Origin of the sequence: Telluribacter humicola, from assembly GCF_017355935.1 — a bacterium.
Taxonomy (GTDB): Bacteria; Bacteroidota; Bacteroidia; order Cytophagales; family Spirosomataceae; genus Telluribacter; species Telluribacter humicola.
Genome location: NZ_JAFIQT010000002.1, coordinates 574,122 through 593,524, shown reverse-complemented (window position 1 = coordinate 593,524; position 19,403 = coordinate 574,122). Strand labels below are relative to the sequence as shown.

Annotated in this window: 13 protein-coding genes; 9 read left to right on the top strand and 4 right to left on the bottom strand. The window is 50.2% G+C overall.

Going from position 1 to position 19,403, the window contains the following annotated elements:
• The first annotated feature begins 92 nt into the window (after positions 1-92).
• The 8 genes from JUB14_RS13525 (at position 93) to JUB14_RS13490 (ending at position 14,454) form a co-directional block, all read left to right on the top strand.
• Positions 93-1,466: a DEAD/DEAH box helicase gene (locus tag JUB14_RS13525; RefSeq protein ID WP_207506793.1), complete on the top strand. Its 1,374-nt coding sequence runs from the start codon at positions 93-95 to the stop codon at positions 1,464-1,466.
• Between the two features lie 273 nt (positions 1,467-1,739).
• Complete coding sequence (locus JUB14_RS13520) at positions 1,740-2,462, top strand: DUF1361 domain-containing protein (protein ID WP_229367823.1); 723 nt, start codon at positions 1,740-1,742, stop codon at positions 2,460-2,462.
• Between the two features lie 170 nt (positions 2,463-2,632).
• The gene (locus JUB14_RS13515) at positions 2,633-5,029 is read left to right on the top strand and encodes an ABC transporter permease (RefSeq protein ID WP_207506791.1); all 2,397 of its coding nucleotides are present in this window, start codon (positions 2,633-2,635) and stop codon (positions 5,027-5,029) included.
• 100 nt (positions 5,030-5,129) lie between these two features.
• Positions 5,130-7,553 (top strand): ABC transporter permease, encoded by a 2,424-nt coding sequence (locus JUB14_RS13510; protein ID WP_207506789.1) that lies wholly within the window; start codon positions 5,130-5,132, stop codon positions 7,551-7,553.
• 146 nt (positions 7,554-7,699) lie between these two features.
• On the top strand, positions 7,700-8,182 hold the full coding sequence (locus JUB14_RS13505) for an amidohydrolase family protein (protein ID WP_207506787.1): 483 nt from the start codon (positions 7,700-7,702) through the stop codon (positions 8,180-8,182).
• A 182-nt stretch (positions 8,183-8,364) separates the two neighbouring features.
• Positions 8,365-9,249 (top strand): ABC transporter ATP-binding protein, encoded by an 885-nt coding sequence (locus tag JUB14_RS13500; RefSeq protein WP_207506786.1) that lies wholly within the window; start codon positions 8,365-8,367, stop codon positions 9,247-9,249.
• Between the two features lie 50 nt (positions 9,250-9,299).
• Entirely contained in the window at positions 9,300-12,965 is a 3,666-nt protein-coding gene (locus JUB14_RS13495; protein ID WP_207506784.1) for an ABC transporter permease/M1 family aminopeptidase, read from the top strand.
• Between the two features lie 328 nt (positions 12,966-13,293).
• Positions 13,294-14,454 carry a mannonate dehydratase gene (locus tag JUB14_RS13490; protein ID WP_207506783.1) on the top strand — a complete coding sequence of 387 codons (1,161 nt, stop codon included), beginning with the start codon at positions 13,294-13,296 and terminating at the stop codon, positions 14,452-14,454.
• 103 nt (positions 14,455-14,557) lie between these two features.
• Here JUB14_RS13490 and JUB14_RS13485 read toward each other — a convergent pair whose 3' ends face one another.
• The 4 genes from JUB14_RS13485 to JUB14_RS13470 all read right to left on the bottom strand — a co-directional run bounded on the left by JUB14_RS13485 (position 14,558) and on the right by JUB14_RS13470 (position 17,217).
• A complete protein-coding gene (locus JUB14_RS13485) occupies positions 14,558-14,722 on the bottom strand; it encodes a lmo0937 family membrane protein (protein WP_207506782.1) in 165 nt (54 codons plus the stop codon).
• A 208-nt stretch (positions 14,723-14,930) separates the two neighbouring features.
• On the bottom strand, positions 14,931-15,701 hold the full coding sequence (locus JUB14_RS13480; protein ID WP_207506781.1) for a hypothetical protein: 771 nt from the start codon (positions 15,699-15,701) through the stop codon (positions 14,931-14,933).
• Between the two features lie 163 nt (positions 15,702-15,864).
• Positions 15,865-16,728, bottom strand: coding sequence for an SDR family NAD(P)-dependent oxidoreductase (locus tag JUB14_RS13475; RefSeq protein WP_207506780.1), 864 nt, complete (start codon positions 16,726-16,728; stop codon positions 15,865-15,867).
• Between the two features lie 66 nt (positions 16,729-16,794).
• A complete protein-coding gene (locus JUB14_RS13470; RefSeq protein WP_207506779.1) occupies positions 16,795-17,217 on the bottom strand; it encodes an ester cyclase in 423 nt (140 codons plus the stop codon).
• Between the two features lie 460 nt (positions 17,218-17,677).
• On the opposite strand from JUB14_RS13470, the gene JUB14_RS13465 reads away from it, so the two are divergent.
• Positions 17,678-19,333, top strand: coding sequence for an alpha-amylase family protein (locus tag JUB14_RS13465; RefSeq protein ID WP_207506778.1), 1,656 nt, complete (start codon positions 17,678-17,680; stop codon positions 19,331-19,333).
• The last annotated feature ends 70 nt before the right edge of the window (positions 19,334-19,403 follow it).

Below are 19,403 nucleotides of genomic sequence, written 5' to 3'. Positions count from 1 at the left end.
TATAAGGTCAGCCATGTAGTATATAAAAAAGCTGAACTTTGCATTTTCAAGATTTAGATATCCACGACGATCTAATAAGCGCCGTGGACTCCATGAGTTTCAAACAAGCAACCCCTATTCAGGAACTTGCTATTCCACGCATCCTCCAAGGCAAAGACCTCATTGCCTGTGCTCAAACGGGCACAGGCAAGACGGCTGCCTACCTTATTCCGATCCTGAATGAGATCGCCAAAAATCCGCAGGAACATATCAGTACGCTGATACTGGTCCCTACCCGGGAACTGGCCCAACAGATCGATGAACAGGTACAAGGCCTGGGCTACTTTGTAGGAGCTACCAGTATTGCGGTATATGGGGGTAATAAAGGCCCGGAATGGGACCAGCAGAAAAAAGCCTTAACACAAGGAGCTGATATCATCATCACTACGCCCGGCCGACTGATCGCGCACCTACAGCTAGGATACGTTAAGTTTCATAAGCTACGGCACCTGATCCTGGACGAAGCTGATCGGATGCTTGACATGGGCTTCCTGAGCGATATCATGAAGATCCTGAGCTTCCTGCCTGAAAAGCGCCAGACCCTTATGTTTTCGGCTACCATGCCTCCCAAGATTGGTGAACTGGCCAAGCGCATTCTGCAAAATCCGGAAGAGATCCGCCTGGCGGTATCAAAACCGGCCGAAGGTATTGATCAGCAGTTTTACATGGCGTATGATCAACAAAAGCTACCCCTCTTGTCTCATCTGCTCAAAAAGGCCGATAACCCAAGCATGGTACTTTTTACATCACGTAAGTCTTCGGTCGACACCATTGTACGTGCACTGCGTAGATTGAAATTTGAGGCAAGGGGTATTTCCTCCGATTCAGACCAGTCGGAGCGGGAGGCTGTACTTCGGGATTTCAAGAATCGTAAATTCCCGATCCTGGTAGCTACCGATGTACTTTCGAGAGGAATAGATATCGATAACCTGAGCCACGTAGTGAACTTTGATGTACCCCGCGATCCGGAAGATTATATTCACCGGATAGGCCGTACGGCCCGGGCTGCCACTACCGGTACTGCCATCACATTCATCACTGATCAGGACCAGCACTACGTACAGCGGATAGAAAGGCTCCTGGAACGTGAAGTAGAAAAGACATCCATTACTCAGGAGCTGGGACTAGGTGAATCACCCGAGTATGACCCTCGTCGCTCTAAAAGCAACAGAGGAGCGGGTCAGAACCGGAAGAAGACTTCTAAAGATACAAGAAGCAGTACCCCACGGAACAAAACGCCCCGTCCACCGAAAGATCAGGGAGTGGCTACGCCCCCCGTTGCTTCTCAGAGTGTGGTGGCCGAGGGAGACGTACAGGCACCAAAAGCAAATAAGTCACGGCGCCGTAAGTCCTCTCGGAAGAAGTCTCAAAAGCCTAACGATTCACAAGTACATGCTACTACCCCTGTACAGGAAAGTAACTTGTAAAAGTACTGTAAATTAATTATTTACAGGCAATTATAAAGCGGGGATCAGTATAACGGGTCCCCGCTTCTCCTTTAAGTCTTCACTCCCACACACTTCACACCAAAGGCTAATTTCCTCATGAACAATTAGTTCTATCGAGGCATTAGTATTCTTTTGGGTACAATAAGAACAACTTATATAAAATAACATATAATTAACCTGACTTATAAACCTGTACAGGTTTATTATACGTTTTATAGCTTTGTATGTTCTAACATATAAATAAGCAGGCAGTTGAAATACCTTATACTACAACTCAATAGATTCGGCTATCGGGTATTTATTTCCGATCCTCCTATCATCACGCTGGCTGGTCTGTACCCGCTGTTACTTCTGTTGGTACTGAGTTCAGCGGCTCTGGCATTTCACCTGATCAGGATCCAGTTCAACGCACCCGTTGACTTCTCACTGGACTGGAACCTGTTTCTGAGTTGGGTACCGCTTGTTACAGCTTTCATTGCAGATGTCCTCAGCAGCCGTTTCGGAAAACTGCCCTTGACAATAAGTATTCTGAGTATACTTTGGCTCTTATTCTTCCCTAACGCTCCTTACATGATTACCGACCTGGTACACCTGTCGGTTGACTACGGGAGAGACCTCACCTGGCACGATGTGATCATGCTCTTTTACTACGCACAGGTCAGTATGATCAATGGACTGGTATCGTTGTACTGGATACACCGTACCTGGCACCGTACCTTTCCCCGCTTTCTGGCGATTGCCATGTTTGCGGTAAGCATACCTCTGGCCGGATTCGGCATCTTCCTGGGACGTATTGGGCGCTGGAACAGCTGGGATATCCTGCATAATCCTTCAGAGCTATTTGAAGCCCTGCTGATGGGACTGACGGACCGTACAGCTATGCTACTAAGTCTTGAATTCGGATTGCTGATCAGCGTATCGTACCTGGTTCTGTGGTCATTACTCCGTTTCAGGATTCGCTCCTCCAACAACTAATTTTGAGCCATCGAATCAACTTTCCAAATCTCCGCCCCTAATCCTTAGGCACCTTGATATAATGTGGTAGTACTGAAGATACGCTTTGTGCTTAAGGCTTAACTTTTTTTAACAGTCTGCCTATCACTATTGTCTGTACCTTGAATCGCCATTCAACGTACAGATGCATTATGTTAAAAAACTACCTCAAAATAGCCTGGCGCAACCTGCTGGCCCATCGCAGCTATACCTCACTAACCACAGTGGGTCTTTCGATAGGTATGGCTGCCGGTATACTTATCTTCCTGTTTTTAAGGCATCACCTTAGTACTGACCGCCACCACCAGAAGCTGGAGCGCACCTACCGGATCAATACAGATCTGTACCTGGAAGATGGCTCCGTTGAGTATAATCCCGAAGCCCCACTTCCCATGGCTCAGGTACTACGTACCGAGTACCCTCAGGTAGAGCAGGCCGCGTTTTTTATGATGAATCGTGAACTGACCGTCACGGCAAGACGAACAGGACGTTCCGAGCCACTGCGCTTCCGTGAATACAAGGGTACTGCCTTGGTGGAGCCTGAATGGTTTGAGATACTGGATTATGAGTGGCTGCATGGCCAGCCCAATACAGCCCTCAGTGAACCCAATACGGCAGTACTGACGCAGTCACAGGCTAGCAAGTACTTTGGGGATACTGATCCCATAGGACAGGTGCTGACCTTAAATAATAAGGTAGATGTAACGATAACGGGTCTGGTGGCCGATCCACCTCCCATGACTGATACGGATGTGGGTCTATTTATTTCCATGGCTACGCTTAAGAATCTGAATCCTGACTACGAAGTATCGAACTGGTACTACCTTAACAGTACCAACCGACTCTACGTCACCCTCAAATCGCCGGGTGCCTTAGCCGGACTTGAACAGTCACTCCCGGTACTTTCAAAAAAGCATTACGGGACTGATGCGGCCATATTTCGCTTCAATGTACAGCCGCTGAGTGACATTCACTACGATGTACAGCGGAGTAGCGATACCATTCGCCCGGCCTTGCTCTGGTCCCTGGCAGGTGTAGGTCTGTTGTTAATTATTGCCGGCTGTATCAACTTCATTAACCTGACTCTCGTAAAGGCCATTCGTCGTAGCAAGGAGGTAGGTATCCGCAAGTCGCTGGGTAGCTCACGTCGTCAGCTGGTTGGGCAGTTCCTGCTCGAATCAGCCATTATTATTCTCCTATCTACAGCTTTTGCCTTCTTGTTGGTCCTGGTGGCCCGGCCTGTATTCAACGATTGGGCGCAGGTAGAGCTAGCCTTCCGGGTTGACTGGCAGATGGTGGTTTTTCTGGGGCTGTTACTAGGTGTAGTTACAGTGCTTGCCGGTGGGTATCCGGCACTGATACTTTCCGGTTTCTCGCCCTGGACTATCCTGCGGGGCCAGCTTCCTGCCACATCGGTCAGTAGTACTACCGTCAGGAGCGTTCTGGTTATTGGTCAGTTTGCGGTTTGTCACGTCCTGATTCTGTGCTCGCTGGTAGTGGCTAATCAGATAAAGTACATTCAAAATGCCGACCTGGGCTTCCGAAAGGATAATGTGGTGGTAGTGACATTGCCCAATCAACAAAAAGGCAACCGCGAAGCATTCCGGCAGCAGCTCCTGCAACAACCCGACATTCAGTCGGTCAGTTTTAGTCACCGCCCGCCTTCCAGTGAACAGCAGTTTGGCGGCTCCTTCAAATTCAACGGCAGCTCCGAATGGGCTACCTATCCGGTACGCGACCGGCTGGCTGATGCCAACTACCTCTCCACCTATGGCCTCCAGCTAGTGGCAGGTCGTAATATTATGCCCAGCGATACCATCCGGGAGTACTTGATCAACGAAGCCCTGCTCCACAAACTGGGCTATCAGGACCCAAAAGAGGTACTGGGCAAAAAGCTGCAGTACTACCTATCGGCCACGCCCCTCCCCATCGTAGGGGTAGTCAAAGACTTTCATCAGAAATCGCTACGGGAAGAGATTGCCCCCTGCTTTATAGCCAGCCAGTCTGATTGGTTTGAACGCGCGGGTATTCGTATCACTGGACAAGATCCGGCCGGTACATTAGATCATATACGCCGGGTGTGGCAGCAGCTTTATCCCGATGAAGTACTGGAGTATCAGTTTCTGGATGAGCAGGTAGCAAAATTCTACGAAACCGAAACCCTCATCTCCCGCTTCATCAACACCTTCACCATCGTGGCTATCCTGATCTGCTGCCTGGGATTATATGGCCTGGTATCACAGGTTGTGGTACAACGTACCAAGGAAATTGGCATTAGGAAAGTACTGGGAGCCTCGGTGAGCAGTATCGTGGGGCTGCTATCCCGCGACTTCGTCCGACTAATAGTCATCTCCATTGTACTTGCCTCACCCGTCGCCTGGTACATCATGCACCTATGGCTGCAGGACTTTGTCTATAAGGTATCTATCGAATGGTGGGTATATGTAGTGGCCGGGGCCATGGCAGTAGGTATAGGTATCTTATCACTAAGCTACCAAAGCATCCAGGCCGCCCTGATGAATCCGGTAAAAGCTATTAAAACAGATTAAAGTAGAAAAGCGGCTGCCGCGCGGGAGGAAAGCAGAAAAATACCGTAGGTATTAATACAGCTCTTACTTTCCTCCTTTTGTATATTAAACCTAAAATGCCATGATAAAAAACTACTTCAAAATTGCCTGGCGTAATTTGCTGCGGCGTAAGTTCTACTCTCTGTTGAACATTGCCGGTCTGGCCGTAGGCATCACGTTTACCTTACTCATAGCGAGTTATATCTGGGGTGAGTACCAGATGAACCGCCAGCTGAAAAACGCCAGCCAGCAGTACCTGGTACAAAGCCGCTGGAGGCAGGAGAACATGGGAATGGACATAACTGTCCTGGCCCCCATTGGTCCGGCCTTGAAAGAAGAGTACCCCAGCCTGGTGGCTAACTACTACCGCTTCCACGGCGTAAATGCGACCATTTCAAAAGGAGCAAACCACTTCCGCGAATCCATCCAGATCGGGGACTCTACCCTACTAACGATGTACGGATTTAACCTCCTGCACGGTAACCCACACACTGCCCTGACCGGCCCTAACGCTATAGTCATCACCGCTACCAAAGCCCAGAAATTCTTTGGCAGGACCGATGTACTCAACGAATCACTGACAGTTGAGACGCCGCAGGCAGGCAAGCGGGAGTTTATAGTAACGGGTATCCTTAAACCTCTGCCTCCCAACTCGGTATCACAACTACTCCCCGAGGACAACGAGGTGTTCATGGGCATGGGGGCCCTACCTTACTTTGGTGCCAGTATGGACTCCTGGCTCAATCCGTACATCGTCAACTACATTGAGCTGCAGCCGGGGGTAAATCCGCAGGATCTGGACCAGCCACTGGCCCAACTCATCAGGACCAATGCTACTCCCGACATTCAAAAGAATCTGACGGCTTACGTCACCCCACTCTCGGAGTACTACCTGGAAAGTAACAACGGACTAGTCCGCAAGATGATCGTTACGCTGATGGCGGTGGGGCTGTTTATCCTGCTGATGGCTATTGTTAACTTTGTCAATATCTCCATTGGTACGTCTACCTCCCGCTTGCGTGAGATTGGTGTCCGCAAAGCATTAGGTGGACTGAGATGGCAACTTACGGCGCAGTTCCTTACAGAAGCCCTGGTACTGACACTGATTGCCGCTATTCTTTCTGTTGGTCTTTACTTTCTGTTCCGACCCTTGTTTGGTGAAGTAGTAGGTAAGCCGCTACTAGCCATAGCTGATATTCCCTGGCGTTACAGCTGGATGATGGTACTGCTTATCCTACTTATTGGTGGATTGGCAGGCGGCTATCCGGCTCTGTACTTATCTGCCTACTCGTCGATAGACTCGCTGAAAAGCAAGGGAAACTCCGTACGCGAGGGAAAGTTCGCGGCTGGTGTGATCCTGCGACGGGCACTGGTAACGGTACAATACACCATCGCCATCGTGGTGTTTGTGGCCGCCATTATTGTATCCCGCCAGATCGCCTACTTCTTCAACAGTGATCTGGGCTTCCGGAAAGAGGCCGTTGTAACGGTATCTTCCTTACCCCGTACCTGGTCTGCCGAAGGCGTAACCCGGATGCAGGCCGCACGTGAACAGTTGGCCATAATACCCGGTGTACAGTCGGTCAGCCTATCCTTTGAGATTCCAAATGGGAATGTAGGCAATAGTGCCAGTATCTATGCAGAAGGCCGGGATTCTACGCAGTCCGTCAGTGCCCTTATCATGACTACTGACGAGAACTATGCCCAAACCTATCAGATACCTATGCGGGCAGGCAACTTTTTTAACTATAGTCAGGGCGCTCTGGACTCCACCAGTCTGGTTCTTAATGAGGCCGCTACCAAAGCCCTTGGCTTCCCAACCCCGGAGGCGGCCGAAGGTCAGTCCGTTAAGTTTTTGGGATTTCCAACCGCTTTCCGGGTCAAGGGGGTTGTGCGGGACTTTCATACAGGCTCTATGCACCAGACCATCCGTCCCCTGATTATTTCCCACGTCCAGCTCCGGCCCTTATACCGCTTCTACTCGTTCAGGCTGGCATCCAATACTACTAAACAAACTATGGCAGCCATCGAGCAGAAATGGCACCAGTTGTTCCCGGATGCTCCGTTTGATTATGCCTTCATGGACCAAACCCTTCAGAAGCTGTACCAGACCGAACTCCAGCTGGAAAAAGCGACCTACCTGGCTACGGGCCTGGTCCTCCTGATCGTACTATTGGGTGTGGTAGGTATGGTATCTCTCAGCGTAGCCCGGCGCACTAAGGAAGTAGGGATTCGCAAGGTACTGGGGGCATCAGTCTCCTCCATCGTCACTCTCTTTCTGAAAGAGTACGTCTGGATCATGATTATTGCTAATGTGATAGCCTGGCCCCTGGCCTACTGGCTCCTTTCTGACTGGCTGGCCGACTACGCCTACCGTATACATGTGAACTGGCTCCCTTTTGCACAGGTAGGTATAGCACTGGCTGTACTGACCAGTACAGTAGTAGGTATACAAGTACTTAAGAGTGCCCTGATGAACCCGGTCAAGAGTCTGAGTACGGAGTAGTACCTGCCCCATTCACCCAGGGTTATACAAGAGATACTAACTGACTATCAGTTACTTTTATAAAGATAATTTTAAAAGCGGACTATACTACGATAGTCCGCTTTTTTATTACCTTGGTCGCTATTTTTCACTCAAATCACCCTCCAATGAAAAAACAATTCTCCTCTTACGCACTGCTCCTGGGCGTCTTACTGCTAGGTACGCTCACCTCGGCTACGGCACAAAAGACCTATGAATGGGAGCACTATAAGTTACAGCTTACGGTACCTAACGATTTCAGAGTAAAGAAGAATACCGACGAAACATTCGAAATGTCCGGCAAGGGCATGGAGCTGATTATGGAACTGGTCGAGGAAGATATTACCCTGGACGACCTGGAAGAAGCCACCATTGAGGGGGCCAATGAAATGGAGCTGGATGAGATAGATGAAGCTACCGCCGTTAATTCCAATGGATTGAAAGGCTACTACGTAGAAGGTTTTAAGGAAGGCTCCCGCATTATGTTTGCCGGTATGATGGACCCACGCACCAAAACGAACTTCTTTATTGCCATTATATTCGATGATGAAGACAAACAGGCCGAGAAAGACGCCCTCGCGATCCTGAACAGCATGAAGCGGATGCGCTAGTACCTGCACCTTGTATAATACTGTTTTTTGAAGGCATCGGGGCTCATCAACCGGTGCCTTTTCTGTTGGCCTTTGGTCAGCTATATAGGCCGCTTGTACCCCAGATTATATTCTTAAGGCTGCTAATTTGTATATTAGCTTTACTAATACTCACTTGATAAACCTTCACAACCTACCCTTCTATGCAACTGATTATCCAACATCTCAACAAGACGTACTCCAACGGGGTGCAGGCCCTCAAAGACGTAAACCTCACGATCAATCAGGGGATGTTTGGTCTGCTGGGACCTAACGGTGCCGGTAAGTCCTCCCTGATGCGTACCATAGCTACCCTGCAGGAGCCTGACTCGGGTAGTATACAGCTGGGAGATACCAATGTACTGACCCAGAAAGATGAAGTACGGAGGGTGTTGGGGTACCTGCCGCAGGAGTTTGGAGTATACCCTAAGGTGGATGCCGAAACGCTCCTCAACCACCTGGCTGTACTCAAAGGAATCACCAACAGCGGCGAACGGAAAGAGGTAGTGAAGGCGCTGCTCCAGAAAACCAACCTGTACGATGCCCGCAAGAAGAACCTGGGAGGCTACTCGGGAGGGATGAAACAACGCTTTGGCATAGCACAGGCCTTGCTGGCCAACCCCAAACTGATCATTGTGGATGAGCCTACGGCTGGTCTTGATCCGGCGGAGCGTAACCGTTTTCTGAACCTGTTGAGTGAGATCGGCGAGAATACCATCGTGATACTTTCCACGCATATCGTAGAAGACGTGAAGGAACTCTGCTCCGACATGGCTATTATCAATAAGGGGCAGGTACTGTATAAGGGAAGTCCGCTGCAAGCACTTCTGGATATTGAGGGTAAAATTTGGGAAAAGCGGGTACCTAAGGCGGAGCTGGAAGCCTACCGTCAGCAGTACACCATTATCTCTGAGAAGCTGGTGGGAGGTACCCCGGTGATTCATGTCATGGCGGATACGGCTCCGGGTGATGGCTTCGTGGCTATTCCCGGTGACCTGGAGGATGTGTATTTCTCTCACATCTTTGGGCGGCAGGCAGTAGCTGTATAGCAGTTGCTCCATCGGATCTAATCACCCTCTCACCCTAATCTACCAAGAGAATGATGAAAGAAATAATACGTTTCGAGCTGGACTACCGCAAGAAACGCCCCGCTACCTACCTCTACTTCGGCATCCTGTTCCTACTGTGCTTCTTCGCCGTTACCTCTAAGTACGTCGTCATAGGTGGCGTAGCCGGTGGGCAGATCGTCGAAAACTCGCCCTACAACCTGGCGTTCATGACCACCATCATGACCTTTGCCCTGACGTTCATTGTGTCCGCTATTATGGGAGTACCTGTCCTCCGTGACTTTGAGCACCGGACCGACTCCCTGATGTTTACTACGCCCGTATCTAAGTTTGCCTACCTGTTTGGGCGCTTCTTCGGCTCCTTCCTGGTTACCGTACTGGTGTTCTGTGCCGTCTGGATCGCCTTCATCCTGGGCTTCGCGGTCGGGAAGTACCTACCCTGGGAGCCTTCCTGGGCTTCTAAAGAGATCTTACCCTTCAACTTCTGGCACTACATCCAGCCGTTCCTGACGCTGGGCATTACCAGTATCTTTATTCAGTCGGCGCTGTACTTCGCAGCCGGTACCCTCAGCCGTCAGACCATCGTCATCTACGTGCAGGGGATCGTTCTGCTGGTGCTGTACCAGGTAGCCGACACCATGCTCGAAGACCTTGACAACAAAACCCTCGCTGCCCTGCTGGACCCCTTCGGCATGCGGGCTTTCCAGATCTACACCGAGTACTGGTCACCTGCGGAGAAGAATAGCCAGCTGGTCCCCCTGGAAGGACTGCTGCTCTGGAACCGCCTGATCTGGCTGGGATTCGCGCTGCTGGTCCTGGCGGGTACCTATTGGGGCTTTAGCTTTAATGTAGTACGTAGTGGCTGGCGCAAGGCTAAAGCCGTGGTAGCCGAGAAGACCAGCTTCCGCCCTGAGTCGGTTACCATTCCAGTCGCACAGCAGGTACTTAACGCGGGTAGTTACATGAAAATGCTCCTGCAGCAGGCCCTGTTCTACGCCCGTATGATCATGCGCGATGTACCGTTTGTGGGAATAGTGGTAGTAGGTCTGATCAACCTCATCGTGGGTGCTTTCTACTTCGGTAAGATGTACGGGACCAGCTCCTACCCCATCACGGCCAATGTACTGGGTCTGCTCAATGAGTTTGACCTATTCTTCCTGATCATCGCCATTTTCTACTCGGGCGAACTGATCTGGCGTGAGCGCTCGGTCAACTTCAACCTTATTATGGATGCCCTGCCCGTACCCGACTGGGTCAACCTGGTCGCTAAGTTCATCGGGCTGCTGATCATATACCTGGGTCTGTTGCTGGTGCTGATCGTGGTGGGTATGGGTGTACAGGCGGCTCATGGGTACTTCAACTTCGAACTGCCCCTCTACTTCCAGACCCTCTATACCTCCACGCTGTTCTTCCTGGTGGCCTACACATTGCTGGCCTTCTTCGTGCAGATCATGGCCAACAACAAGTTTGTAGGCTATGCGCTCATGTTTGTGTTCTTCATCGTGACGTTTACCATTGGCGCCATGGGCATCCAGCACCCGCTGTTTATGTTCAACAGTGGTAGCCTGGGTGAGTACTCCGACATGAATCGGTACGGTCACTTTGTCACCCGTTTTTCATGGATGAAGCTTTACTGGTTTAGCTTTGTGTGTATCCTGTTTTCGGTATCTGTGGTGCTGGCCGTCCGGGGCTCAGAAGCCGCCATGCGTACCCGTCTACGTATCGGAAGGCTGCGTCTGTCGCGTCCGCTGGTCACCTTTACGCTGGTAACCATAGTCGCCTTTACCGGTACCGGTTTCTACGTATACTACAATACCAATCAGCTTAACACCTACCGTACGCAGGAGGAAGAAGAGCAGTGGGCGGTAGATTACGAAAAGACGCTCAAGAAATTTGAGTACCTCGCCCAGCCTAAGATTGTGGAAAGCAACCTGAAGGTAGAGCTGTACCCTGGTAACCGCGACTTTTCGGCCGAAGGCTTTTACTGGCTCAAGAATAAGACCGATCGCCCCATTACGGATATTCATATTCAGGAGGATGTAGTGAATGGCGTTAAGACTAACTACCTCAACTTTGGTGGGGGTGAAGCTAAAGTTAAACAGCAGTGGAAAGACTTTGGCTACACGATCTACCAGCTACCTCAGCCCCTCCCCGCAGGTGATTCGGTAAAGATGAACTTCAAGGTCAGCTTTCTGACCAAAGGCTTTGAGGCCAGAGGTAGCAATACCAGCGTCGTGCAGAACGGTACTTTTATCAACAATACCTACTTCCCCTCCATCGGTTACGCCGAACAGGCCGAGCTGGGTGACGACGACCTCCGCCGCAAGCACAAGCTCCCCGAGAAGGAGCGTATGATGGAGCAAACCGACCCGCGGGGTCTCAGCCAGAGCCTCTTTGGCGACGATGCCGACTACATCCGTTTCCAGATGGTAGTGGGTACCGAGCCCGAGCAGATTGCCATTGCGCCGGGTTACCTCCAGAAAGAATGGACCGGCAAGGATAGTACCGGTACCGACCGCCGCTATTTCCACTACCAGATGGATGTACCGATGGTCAACTTCTACTCTATCGTGTCAGCCCGCTACGAGGTGAAGCGCGACAAGTGGGTGGGGCCGAATGGTAAGACGGTCAATCTGGAAATCTATTACAACAAAGGCCACGAGTACAACCTGGAGACCATGCTCACTTCCATGAAGAAGTCGCTGGACTACTTCTCTAAGAGCTTTGGCCCGTACCAGTACCGCCAGCTCCGGATCATGGAGTTCCCGCGTTATTCCAGCTTTGCACAGTCGTTTGCCAACACGGTACCTTTCTCCGAGGGCATTGGCTTTATCCAGAAGATCAGCGATCCGGAGAAAGACCTGGATATGCCTTACTACGTCACGGCCCACGAGATCGGTCACCAGTGGTGGGGACACCAGGTACCCGAGGCGGGTGTAAAGGGAAATGCCATGCTTTCCGAAACGCAATCGCAGTACTCGGCCCTGATGGTAATGAAGCACACCTTCTCCCCCGAACTGATGCAGAAGTTCCTGAAGTACGAGATGGACAAGTACCTGCAGGGACGCGCTATGGAGCGTAAGAAGGAGCAGCCTCTCGTACTGACCGAAGGCCAGGGCTACATCCACTACAACAAGGGTTCAGTGATCATGTACGCTCTGCAGGACTACATCGGAGAGGATAAAGTCAACACCGCCCTCCGCAACTTCCTGGCCGACTGGCAGTACCCAGGCCCGGACTCCAAGCAGAAGCGCTACCCTACCAGCCGCGACCTACTGGGCTACTTCAAGGCCCAGACGCCCGACTCGCTGCAGTACGTCATCACCGACTGGTTTGAGAATATTACTTTGTATGAAAACAAAGCTACGGAGGCTAGCTACACCAAGAAGGGTGATAAGCAGTACGAAGTAACGCTCAAATTCACCTCGGAGAAGTACGTAGCCGACAGCGCTGGTAACGAGAAGCCCGTGTCACTGGGTACCCAGTGGGTGGATGTAGGAGTATATACCAAGGGGGAAGACGGAAAAGATAAGCTAGTGTACCTACAGAAGCACAAGGTAACGGGCAAGGACAATACAGTGAAGGTACTTGTGAACGCCCTGCCTACCAAAGCCGGTGTGGACCCGATCAACAAGCTCATTGACCGTCACCCGGATGACAATACCAAGTCCGTCAGTGAAGGTAGTCCTACTACGTAGGGAATTCTGAATGCTGAATTATTAATTTTGAATAGTACCTGTTGCCTCCCCGTCAGCCATAGTGCTTTCGGGGAGGCTTTTTATGTTTATTTAGACATTCACTTCTCAAAAATTCCTAATTCAGCATTCATATTTTAAAAATTACCTACTTATTGCCTGCGACGTTTACAGGGACCGTAGTATATGTAGAATGATGAGTAGCATTTAAAAGCGGGCTGCCAGCTTTTTTGCTGTAGTTCCTCCATTGTTAAGACTTTTCCTGAAAGAGTAAAGCAGCCAGGGGATAGCCTTCTCTATTAAGAAACAGGCTTTGATCCATAGCTACTCCATGGAAAACAACCGCAGAGACTTTCTCAGGAAAAGCGCTTCCCTCGCCGCCCTTTCCTTAACAGGGCCAGACAGTCCTCCTACCGTATCCAACCAGGTTAAACCCAAATCAGCAGCTACCAACGAATTTATCAAAGATGCCGGGATGCAAATGTGTCTGGCGTATTTCTGGGGCATCGAGGAGCGGAAGGCTGCTCTGGCACGGCAGATGAATGTACTGGGTGCCGTTGGAGGTATCAATCCCCGTATGAAAGGATCAGGTATAGCCGGGCAGTCGGATGTTAAGCCCTGGGATTATAAAGCCGTGGTAGCCGTCAAAGAAGCCTGGGATAGCGTAGGACTGAAACTGAAAGTAATAGAAGGACCTCCCGCCCTGGGTACTCCCACCAAGCTGGGACTGGCGGGACGCGATGAGGAGATCCAAAACTTCATCACCCTGATGCAGAACCTGAGCCGCGTAGGCATTGATACTATCTGCTACAACTGGATGCCCGTCATCAACTGGGCCCGTACCAGCCTCGATCGCCCCAGCCGGGGAGGAGCGCTGGTGAGCGCTTTTGACATAGATGCCGTCCAGGATCAGGCTCCAATCACTGAGTACGGTGAACTCACGCACGACAAAATGTGGAAGAACCTGGAATACTTCCTGAAAGCGGTAGTACCCGAAGCCGAAAAGGTGGGGATGAAGCTAGCCCTCCACCCCGATGATCCTCCGATCGACAGTATACGTGGTATACCCCGCATCATGACCTCCCCCGAAGCATTTAAGCGCCTGCTGGACCTCTACCCCAGCCCTAGCAATGGGATTACCTTCTGTCAGGGAAGCTTTGCGTCTATGGGTGCACAGGGGCAGGGGGTAGATATACCCGCTACTATTGAGTACTTCGGCAAGCGCAAGGCAATTCACTTTGTTCACTTCCGGGATGTACGCGGCTACAAAGACCACTTCGAGGAAACCTTCCACGACGATGGTAAGACCGACATGTACCGGGCCATGCAGGCGTACTACAACGTAGGGTTCCGAGGGCCTCTCCGCCCCGACCACGTACCTACCATGGCCGGCGACAGCAACGAACACGCCGGATATAGTACCATAGGTACTTTGTTTGCGATAGGGTATATACGTGGTTTAATGGAAGGAGTGGTAAAGAGCCGGGTATAAGCTGCCCATAAAAAAGCAGCTATCCGGGATAGTACCCTGGATAGCTGCTTTGTAGTCTGTTCCTACTGATGCTCAGTATAACAGCAGTTTAAAGATCGTTGTACTAGACTATTCGTCCTCCGCCTATAACGCGCAGAAGAACAGCAATGATAGCGATTACCAGTAATATGTGAATAATATTACCAAGTCCGAAACTTCCAAAACCCAGGAAGCCGATCAGCCATAGTATCACGAGTATGATGGCTATCGTATACAGCAAGTTTCCCATTTTGTTGTTGATTAGAGTTAGAGTGATGTTTGTGTTGCTCTAATTCAATTACTAAAAATAGGATACCAGACTATATAGCTCGCTTTTAGCTCAAAATCATAGCTCAGTTACACAATTATGCAGCTAACTTTCCCACTATTGATCTAAACGAAACAATATTTGTAGAAAAAAGAGCACAATCTACTGGAAATCAACTTTCCCAACAGCTCTATTCTACAATACTGTTTGCCAGCTTTACCTGTAGGTTAATATTGACATCACGATCAGAAGTGCCGTTACGGTTGCCGGTACCGAGTCCGACGCCAACACCACCACCTCCCATACCAAAGCCGCCCATGCCTGTGCCCATTCCGACACTAATTCTTGGTGACAGGCCCGACTGGGATGATACACCTTCTACCTGAATACCCAGGTCCAGCGTAGAAACCTGATTGGGGTTCATACCGAGTAAGGCAAAAGGTATCACCAGCTGCTCCGACAGTTCACCATTCTGATTAACGGATATGTGCGAACGCAGACCTGTATCGGTCGTAACCAGGTTGATGAATCGTTGGCCCAGCGGCCCCTTCCATAAGGCCTCTTTATTAAATACATCAAGCATGCGATTCAGACTGATGCTATTAGGGATGTCGACATCAATTTTCTGCATAGCCTTGCGGTCTTCCCGGCTTACCACCGGAAAAAGGAGTGAGTGGCCGCTTTGGCGGGCTCCCGCCGGTTTGAAGGATATCCGCAACCCATTCTGCAGGATCTGTTGCACAGTACGCAGGTCCTGCGTTTTGAGAGTCAGATACAGATACTGATCATCGTTGATTATGCCATACTTCAGTCTGGACTTTTGGTCCTGCTGATCTGGCTGCAGACCATCCGCATAATTAAACGGCGCGTTCCATTTGGCCTGGTAAGGTACTGGTTTGGTGGTAGAACAGGCTGCCATTCCTAACAGCAGCAAGAGGAGCCATTTCGTATTTTGTTTCATAGGGTATGATGCACTGATAATAGTTAGTGTCGTAAAGAAAAACGAACTTCTACCGTATTCAGTACTTAAAAGTGGATTAAATCGCGGCACCTGTTATAAATAAGGAAGGCCAGCAGATATCCGCTGGCCTTCCTGCCCTATTTAAGGCTTGCTATATATAGTCTCACCTACGAATAGACGTATGCCCATCCATAGCATGCTCCAGGTCCAGTTCACCTTTGGGCTGCTGGCTCAGGGCTTCGTCGGCCTTCTCCCCAATGGGTCCTTTTCCGATGGTAATACCACCATCCACCATGTATACCGCTCCGGTCACATAGGAGGCTTCATCCGAAGCCAGGAACAGGTACACGTTAGCTACCTCCTCGGGAGTACCCCGGCGCCCCAGCAGGTTAGCCTGGTTGTTAGTCTTCTCCATTTCCTTATCCATCGGCCCGGTTTCCTTGTGGGTCCAGGCGGTATCAATGGGCCCTGGCCCTACTACATTGCAACGCACGCCAAACGCGGCCTGCTCGGCGGCCAGTCCCTTCGAAAAGGCTATATTGAATGCTTTGGTACCTCCGTAAGGCGTGTTCTGCGGAATACCCAGTACTCCGGCTTCCGAACCCGCCGTCACTATATTCCCCTTGTTTTTCTGAAGCTCCGGCAGCGCCGCCTTAGACATCATGAAGGTAGTTTTGACATTGTTCCTGATCATGTAGTCAAAGCTTTCTTCGGTGAAGTCGGTCAGGTAGTTAGTCTCCACAAATACCCCCGCGTTATTAATCAGGATATCCAGCTTTCCGTACTCCTGCACGGCCCGTTGAACGCATTGCTGTGCCTGTGCCCACAAGGACAAATCTCCCTTAAAAGCCACGGCAGCACCTCCTTTTTGTTGAATTTCACTTGCCACTTCCTCCACGGGATCCTCCGGCAGGCCGGCGACTACCACCTTGGCTCCTTCGCTGGCGAATTTTTTACAAATGGCTTCACCAATTCCACTTCCGCCACCCGTTACAATCGCGACTTTGCCTTCTAATCTATTAGCCATAACTCAAATAAGATTTTTAAAATGATTGATGCAGTTGGTCTTACCATTGACCATTTTTGGTTTTGATCAATGATGCTCTTCTACATGAGCGCCCAGCTGCTTCATAATACCCAGCTCATCAGAACTACCCCATCGCTCTACTAACTGGCCATTTTCAAACCGACCTATCTGTACACCCCGCACACTTATTTTGTGTCCGGTCGCTGCGATTCCTTTGAAGTTACCCTTATGGGTTCCGGTCAGGGTATAGGCAATAGCTACCTTATCCTCATCGGCGACCATCTGATCTACCTGTATATTCATATCCGGAAAAGCCGAACGCATTTTGCTAAAAAACTGAATGTATCCTTCCGGACCCGGCTCTTGTCCCGGTGCCGGATCATGGTCAAAGGCGTTGGGAGCTACTACTTCACGTAGTTTGTCCAGATTACCACTATTTACAGCTTCTCCAAATTGTTTTTGTGCCTGTACAGCGTCTTGCTTGCTCATATCTTTCTCACATTTAATTAGTAAACATCCATTTATTTACAGAACTGCAGCACAAAATAGATACCATGCATCTGCCACTCCTGACGTATAGCTGGAGTCGTCACCACTGATAAAAATGAAACAATCCGCATACAACAAGCTGACAATCAATAGTATTATGATTTAATAAAATAATAAAAGTATAGGTACTTTATCTACTGCTCCCCATCTGTACAGGTAATTCGACAAAGCAGGCAATATACTGGACATAGAGGACTGGATATCGCCTGCACTCACATCGGTGAGATATCCCCCTGTTCGTTTCAGAAACTAAAAAGCCATACTACGAACCACTCAAATTGGACGGACCATTTCAACCTTTTTTACTAAATATCCCTGTGTATAAGCACAAAATAGTTATTGAATAGTTAACATAGTATAAGGTGATGTATTTCGAAACCGGCAACTACTTCCATAAACTATGATACAAGATCTCTGGTACAAGAACTCTATTTTTTACAGTCTCGACCTCGAAACCTTCATGGACCTGAATGGAGATGGCGTTGGTGATTTTGAAGGATTGACCCGCCGCCTCGATTACCTGCACGCTCTGGGAGTTGACACAATCTGGCTAGCCCCGTTCCAGCCCACGCCCAACCGCGACAATGGATATGATATCAGGGACTACTACGGGGTGGACCCCCGCCATGGTTCCAGCGGCAACTTCGTAGAATTCATGCACCAGGCTAATCGAAGGGGAATCAAAGTCATCATAGATCTGGTAGTTAATCATACTTCGGATGAACATCCCTGGTTTCAGGATGCCCGAAGCAGCCCGGATGCCAAACACCGCGACTGGTATATCTGGTCGAAGAAAAAGCCATCGGACTGGGATGAGGGAATGGTATTTCCGGGGGTGCAGGAGCGCACCTGGACCTACGACAAAAAGGCTAAGTCCTACTTTTTCCATCGCTTCTACGACTTTCAGCCCGACCTGAACATCGATAATCAGGAGGTACGTGAAGAAATAAGCCGTATCATGAGCTATTGGCTACAGCTAGGTGTGGCCGGGTTCCGGGTAGATGCGGTTCCTTTTATTCTAGAGACACCCGCTCCGGGAGCCGCAGAGCCCGAGATGCGCTTTGAGTACCTGCGGGACTTCCGCAGAATTCTGCAGTGGCGTAAGGGTGACGCCATACTGTTGGGTGAAGCCAATGTACTCCCCGATGAAACCCGAAAGTACTTTGGTGATGAAGGAGAGGGCATTCATATGATGTTTAACTTCTACGTCAACCAGCACCTTTTTTATACGCTGGCTACGGCGGATACTGAACCACTCAAAAAAGCACTGGAAGAAACCCGCTGCCTGTTCCCGACCTCCCAGTGGGCCAATTTCCTCCGCAACCACGATGAACTTGACCTGGGTCGTCTTACCGACGAGCAGCGTCAGAAAGTATTTGCACGCTTCGGTCCCGAAGAAAACATGCAATTGTACGATCGGGGTATTCGGCGACGGTTATCGACCATGCTTGGTAACCGGGCTCAGAGCGAGCTGGCCTACAGCCTGATGTTTTCGTTGCCGGGCACACCTGTTATCCGCTACGGTGATGAAATCGGGATGGGCGACGACCTGAGCCTTAAGGAACGTAACGCCGTACGCACGCCCATGCAGTGGTCCAATGATCCGCAGGCTGGATTCTCGGAAGCTGATGAGCTGATTCATCCTGTTATAGACGAGGGACCTTATTCCTACCAGCACCTGAACGTGGAAGCCCAGAAACGCGACCCCCATTCGCTGCTCAACTGGATGACCTCCCTGATCCGGCTCCGAAAAGAGTGTCCGGAAATAGGCTGGGGCGAATGGGAAATTCTGGATACGGGGGAGCCAAAAATTCTGGGGATGATATACACCTGGCAAAGAAGCTCACTAGTGGTCCTCCACAACTTTGACGAAAAAGCTCATGAAATAATGTTGAAAGTGGACCAGGCACACCAAAATAAGCTGATCGACCTCATGAAGGACAACGAAAGCGTAGCCGAAGAAGGCAAGACCCACCGGATTACGATGGAGGCCTACGGCTACCGCTGGTTCCGTGCGAGTGATCTGAGCGACCTCATTCACCGGCAAAACAAATAGCTCTGCAAGATTGTCTGCCGATAGTACCGGCATACTCAGGCAAGTATGTATAGTGAGAAAATGCTTTTCT

Bases quoted from the DNA above. Each gene is read 5' to 3' on its own strand.
- JUB14_RS13510 (WP_207506789.1), top strand. From the start codon at position 5,130: ATGATAAAAAACTACTTCAAAATTGCCTGGCGTAATTTGCTGCGGCGT.
- JUB14_RS13505 (WP_207506787.1), top strand. From the start codon at position 7,700: ATGAAAAAACAATTCTCCTCTTACGCACTGCTCCTGGGCGTCTTACTG.
- JUB14_RS13485 (WP_207506782.1), bottom strand. From the start codon at position 14,722: ATGGGAAACTTGCTGTATACGATAGCCATCATACTCGTGATACTATGG.
- JUB14_RS13480 (WP_207506781.1), bottom strand. From the start codon at position 15,701: ATGAAACAAAATACGAAATGGCTCCTCTTGCTGCTGTTAGGAATGGCA.
- JUB14_RS13515 (WP_207506791.1), top strand. From the start codon at position 2,633: ATGTTAAAAAACTACCTCAAAATAGCCTGGCGCAACCTGCTGGCCCAT.
- JUB14_RS13490 (WP_207506783.1), top strand. From the start codon at position 13,294: ATGGAAAACAACCGCAGAGACTTTCTCAGGAAAAGCGCTTCCCTCGCC.
- JUB14_RS13470 (WP_207506779.1), bottom strand. From the start codon at position 17,217: ATGAGCAAGCAAGACGCTGTACAGGCACAAAAACAATTTGGAGAAGCT.
- JUB14_RS13495 (WP_207506784.1), top strand. From the start codon at position 9,300: ATGATGAAAGAAATAATACGTTTCGAGCTGGACTACCGCAAGAAACGC.
- JUB14_RS13465 (WP_207506778.1), top strand. From the start codon at position 17,678: ATGATACAAGATCTCTGGTACAAGAACTCTATTTTTTACAGTCTCGAC.
- JUB14_RS13525 (WP_207506793.1), top strand. From the start codon at position 93: ATGAGTTTCAAACAAGCAACCCCTATTCAGGAACTTGCTATTCCACGC.
- JUB14_RS13475 (WP_207506780.1), bottom strand. From the start codon at position 16,728: ATGGCTAATAGATTAGAAGGCAAAGTCGCGATTGTAACGGGTGGCGGA.
- JUB14_RS13500 (WP_207506786.1), top strand. From the start codon at position 8,365: ATGCAACTGATTATCCAACATCTCAACAAGACGTACTCCAACGGGGTG.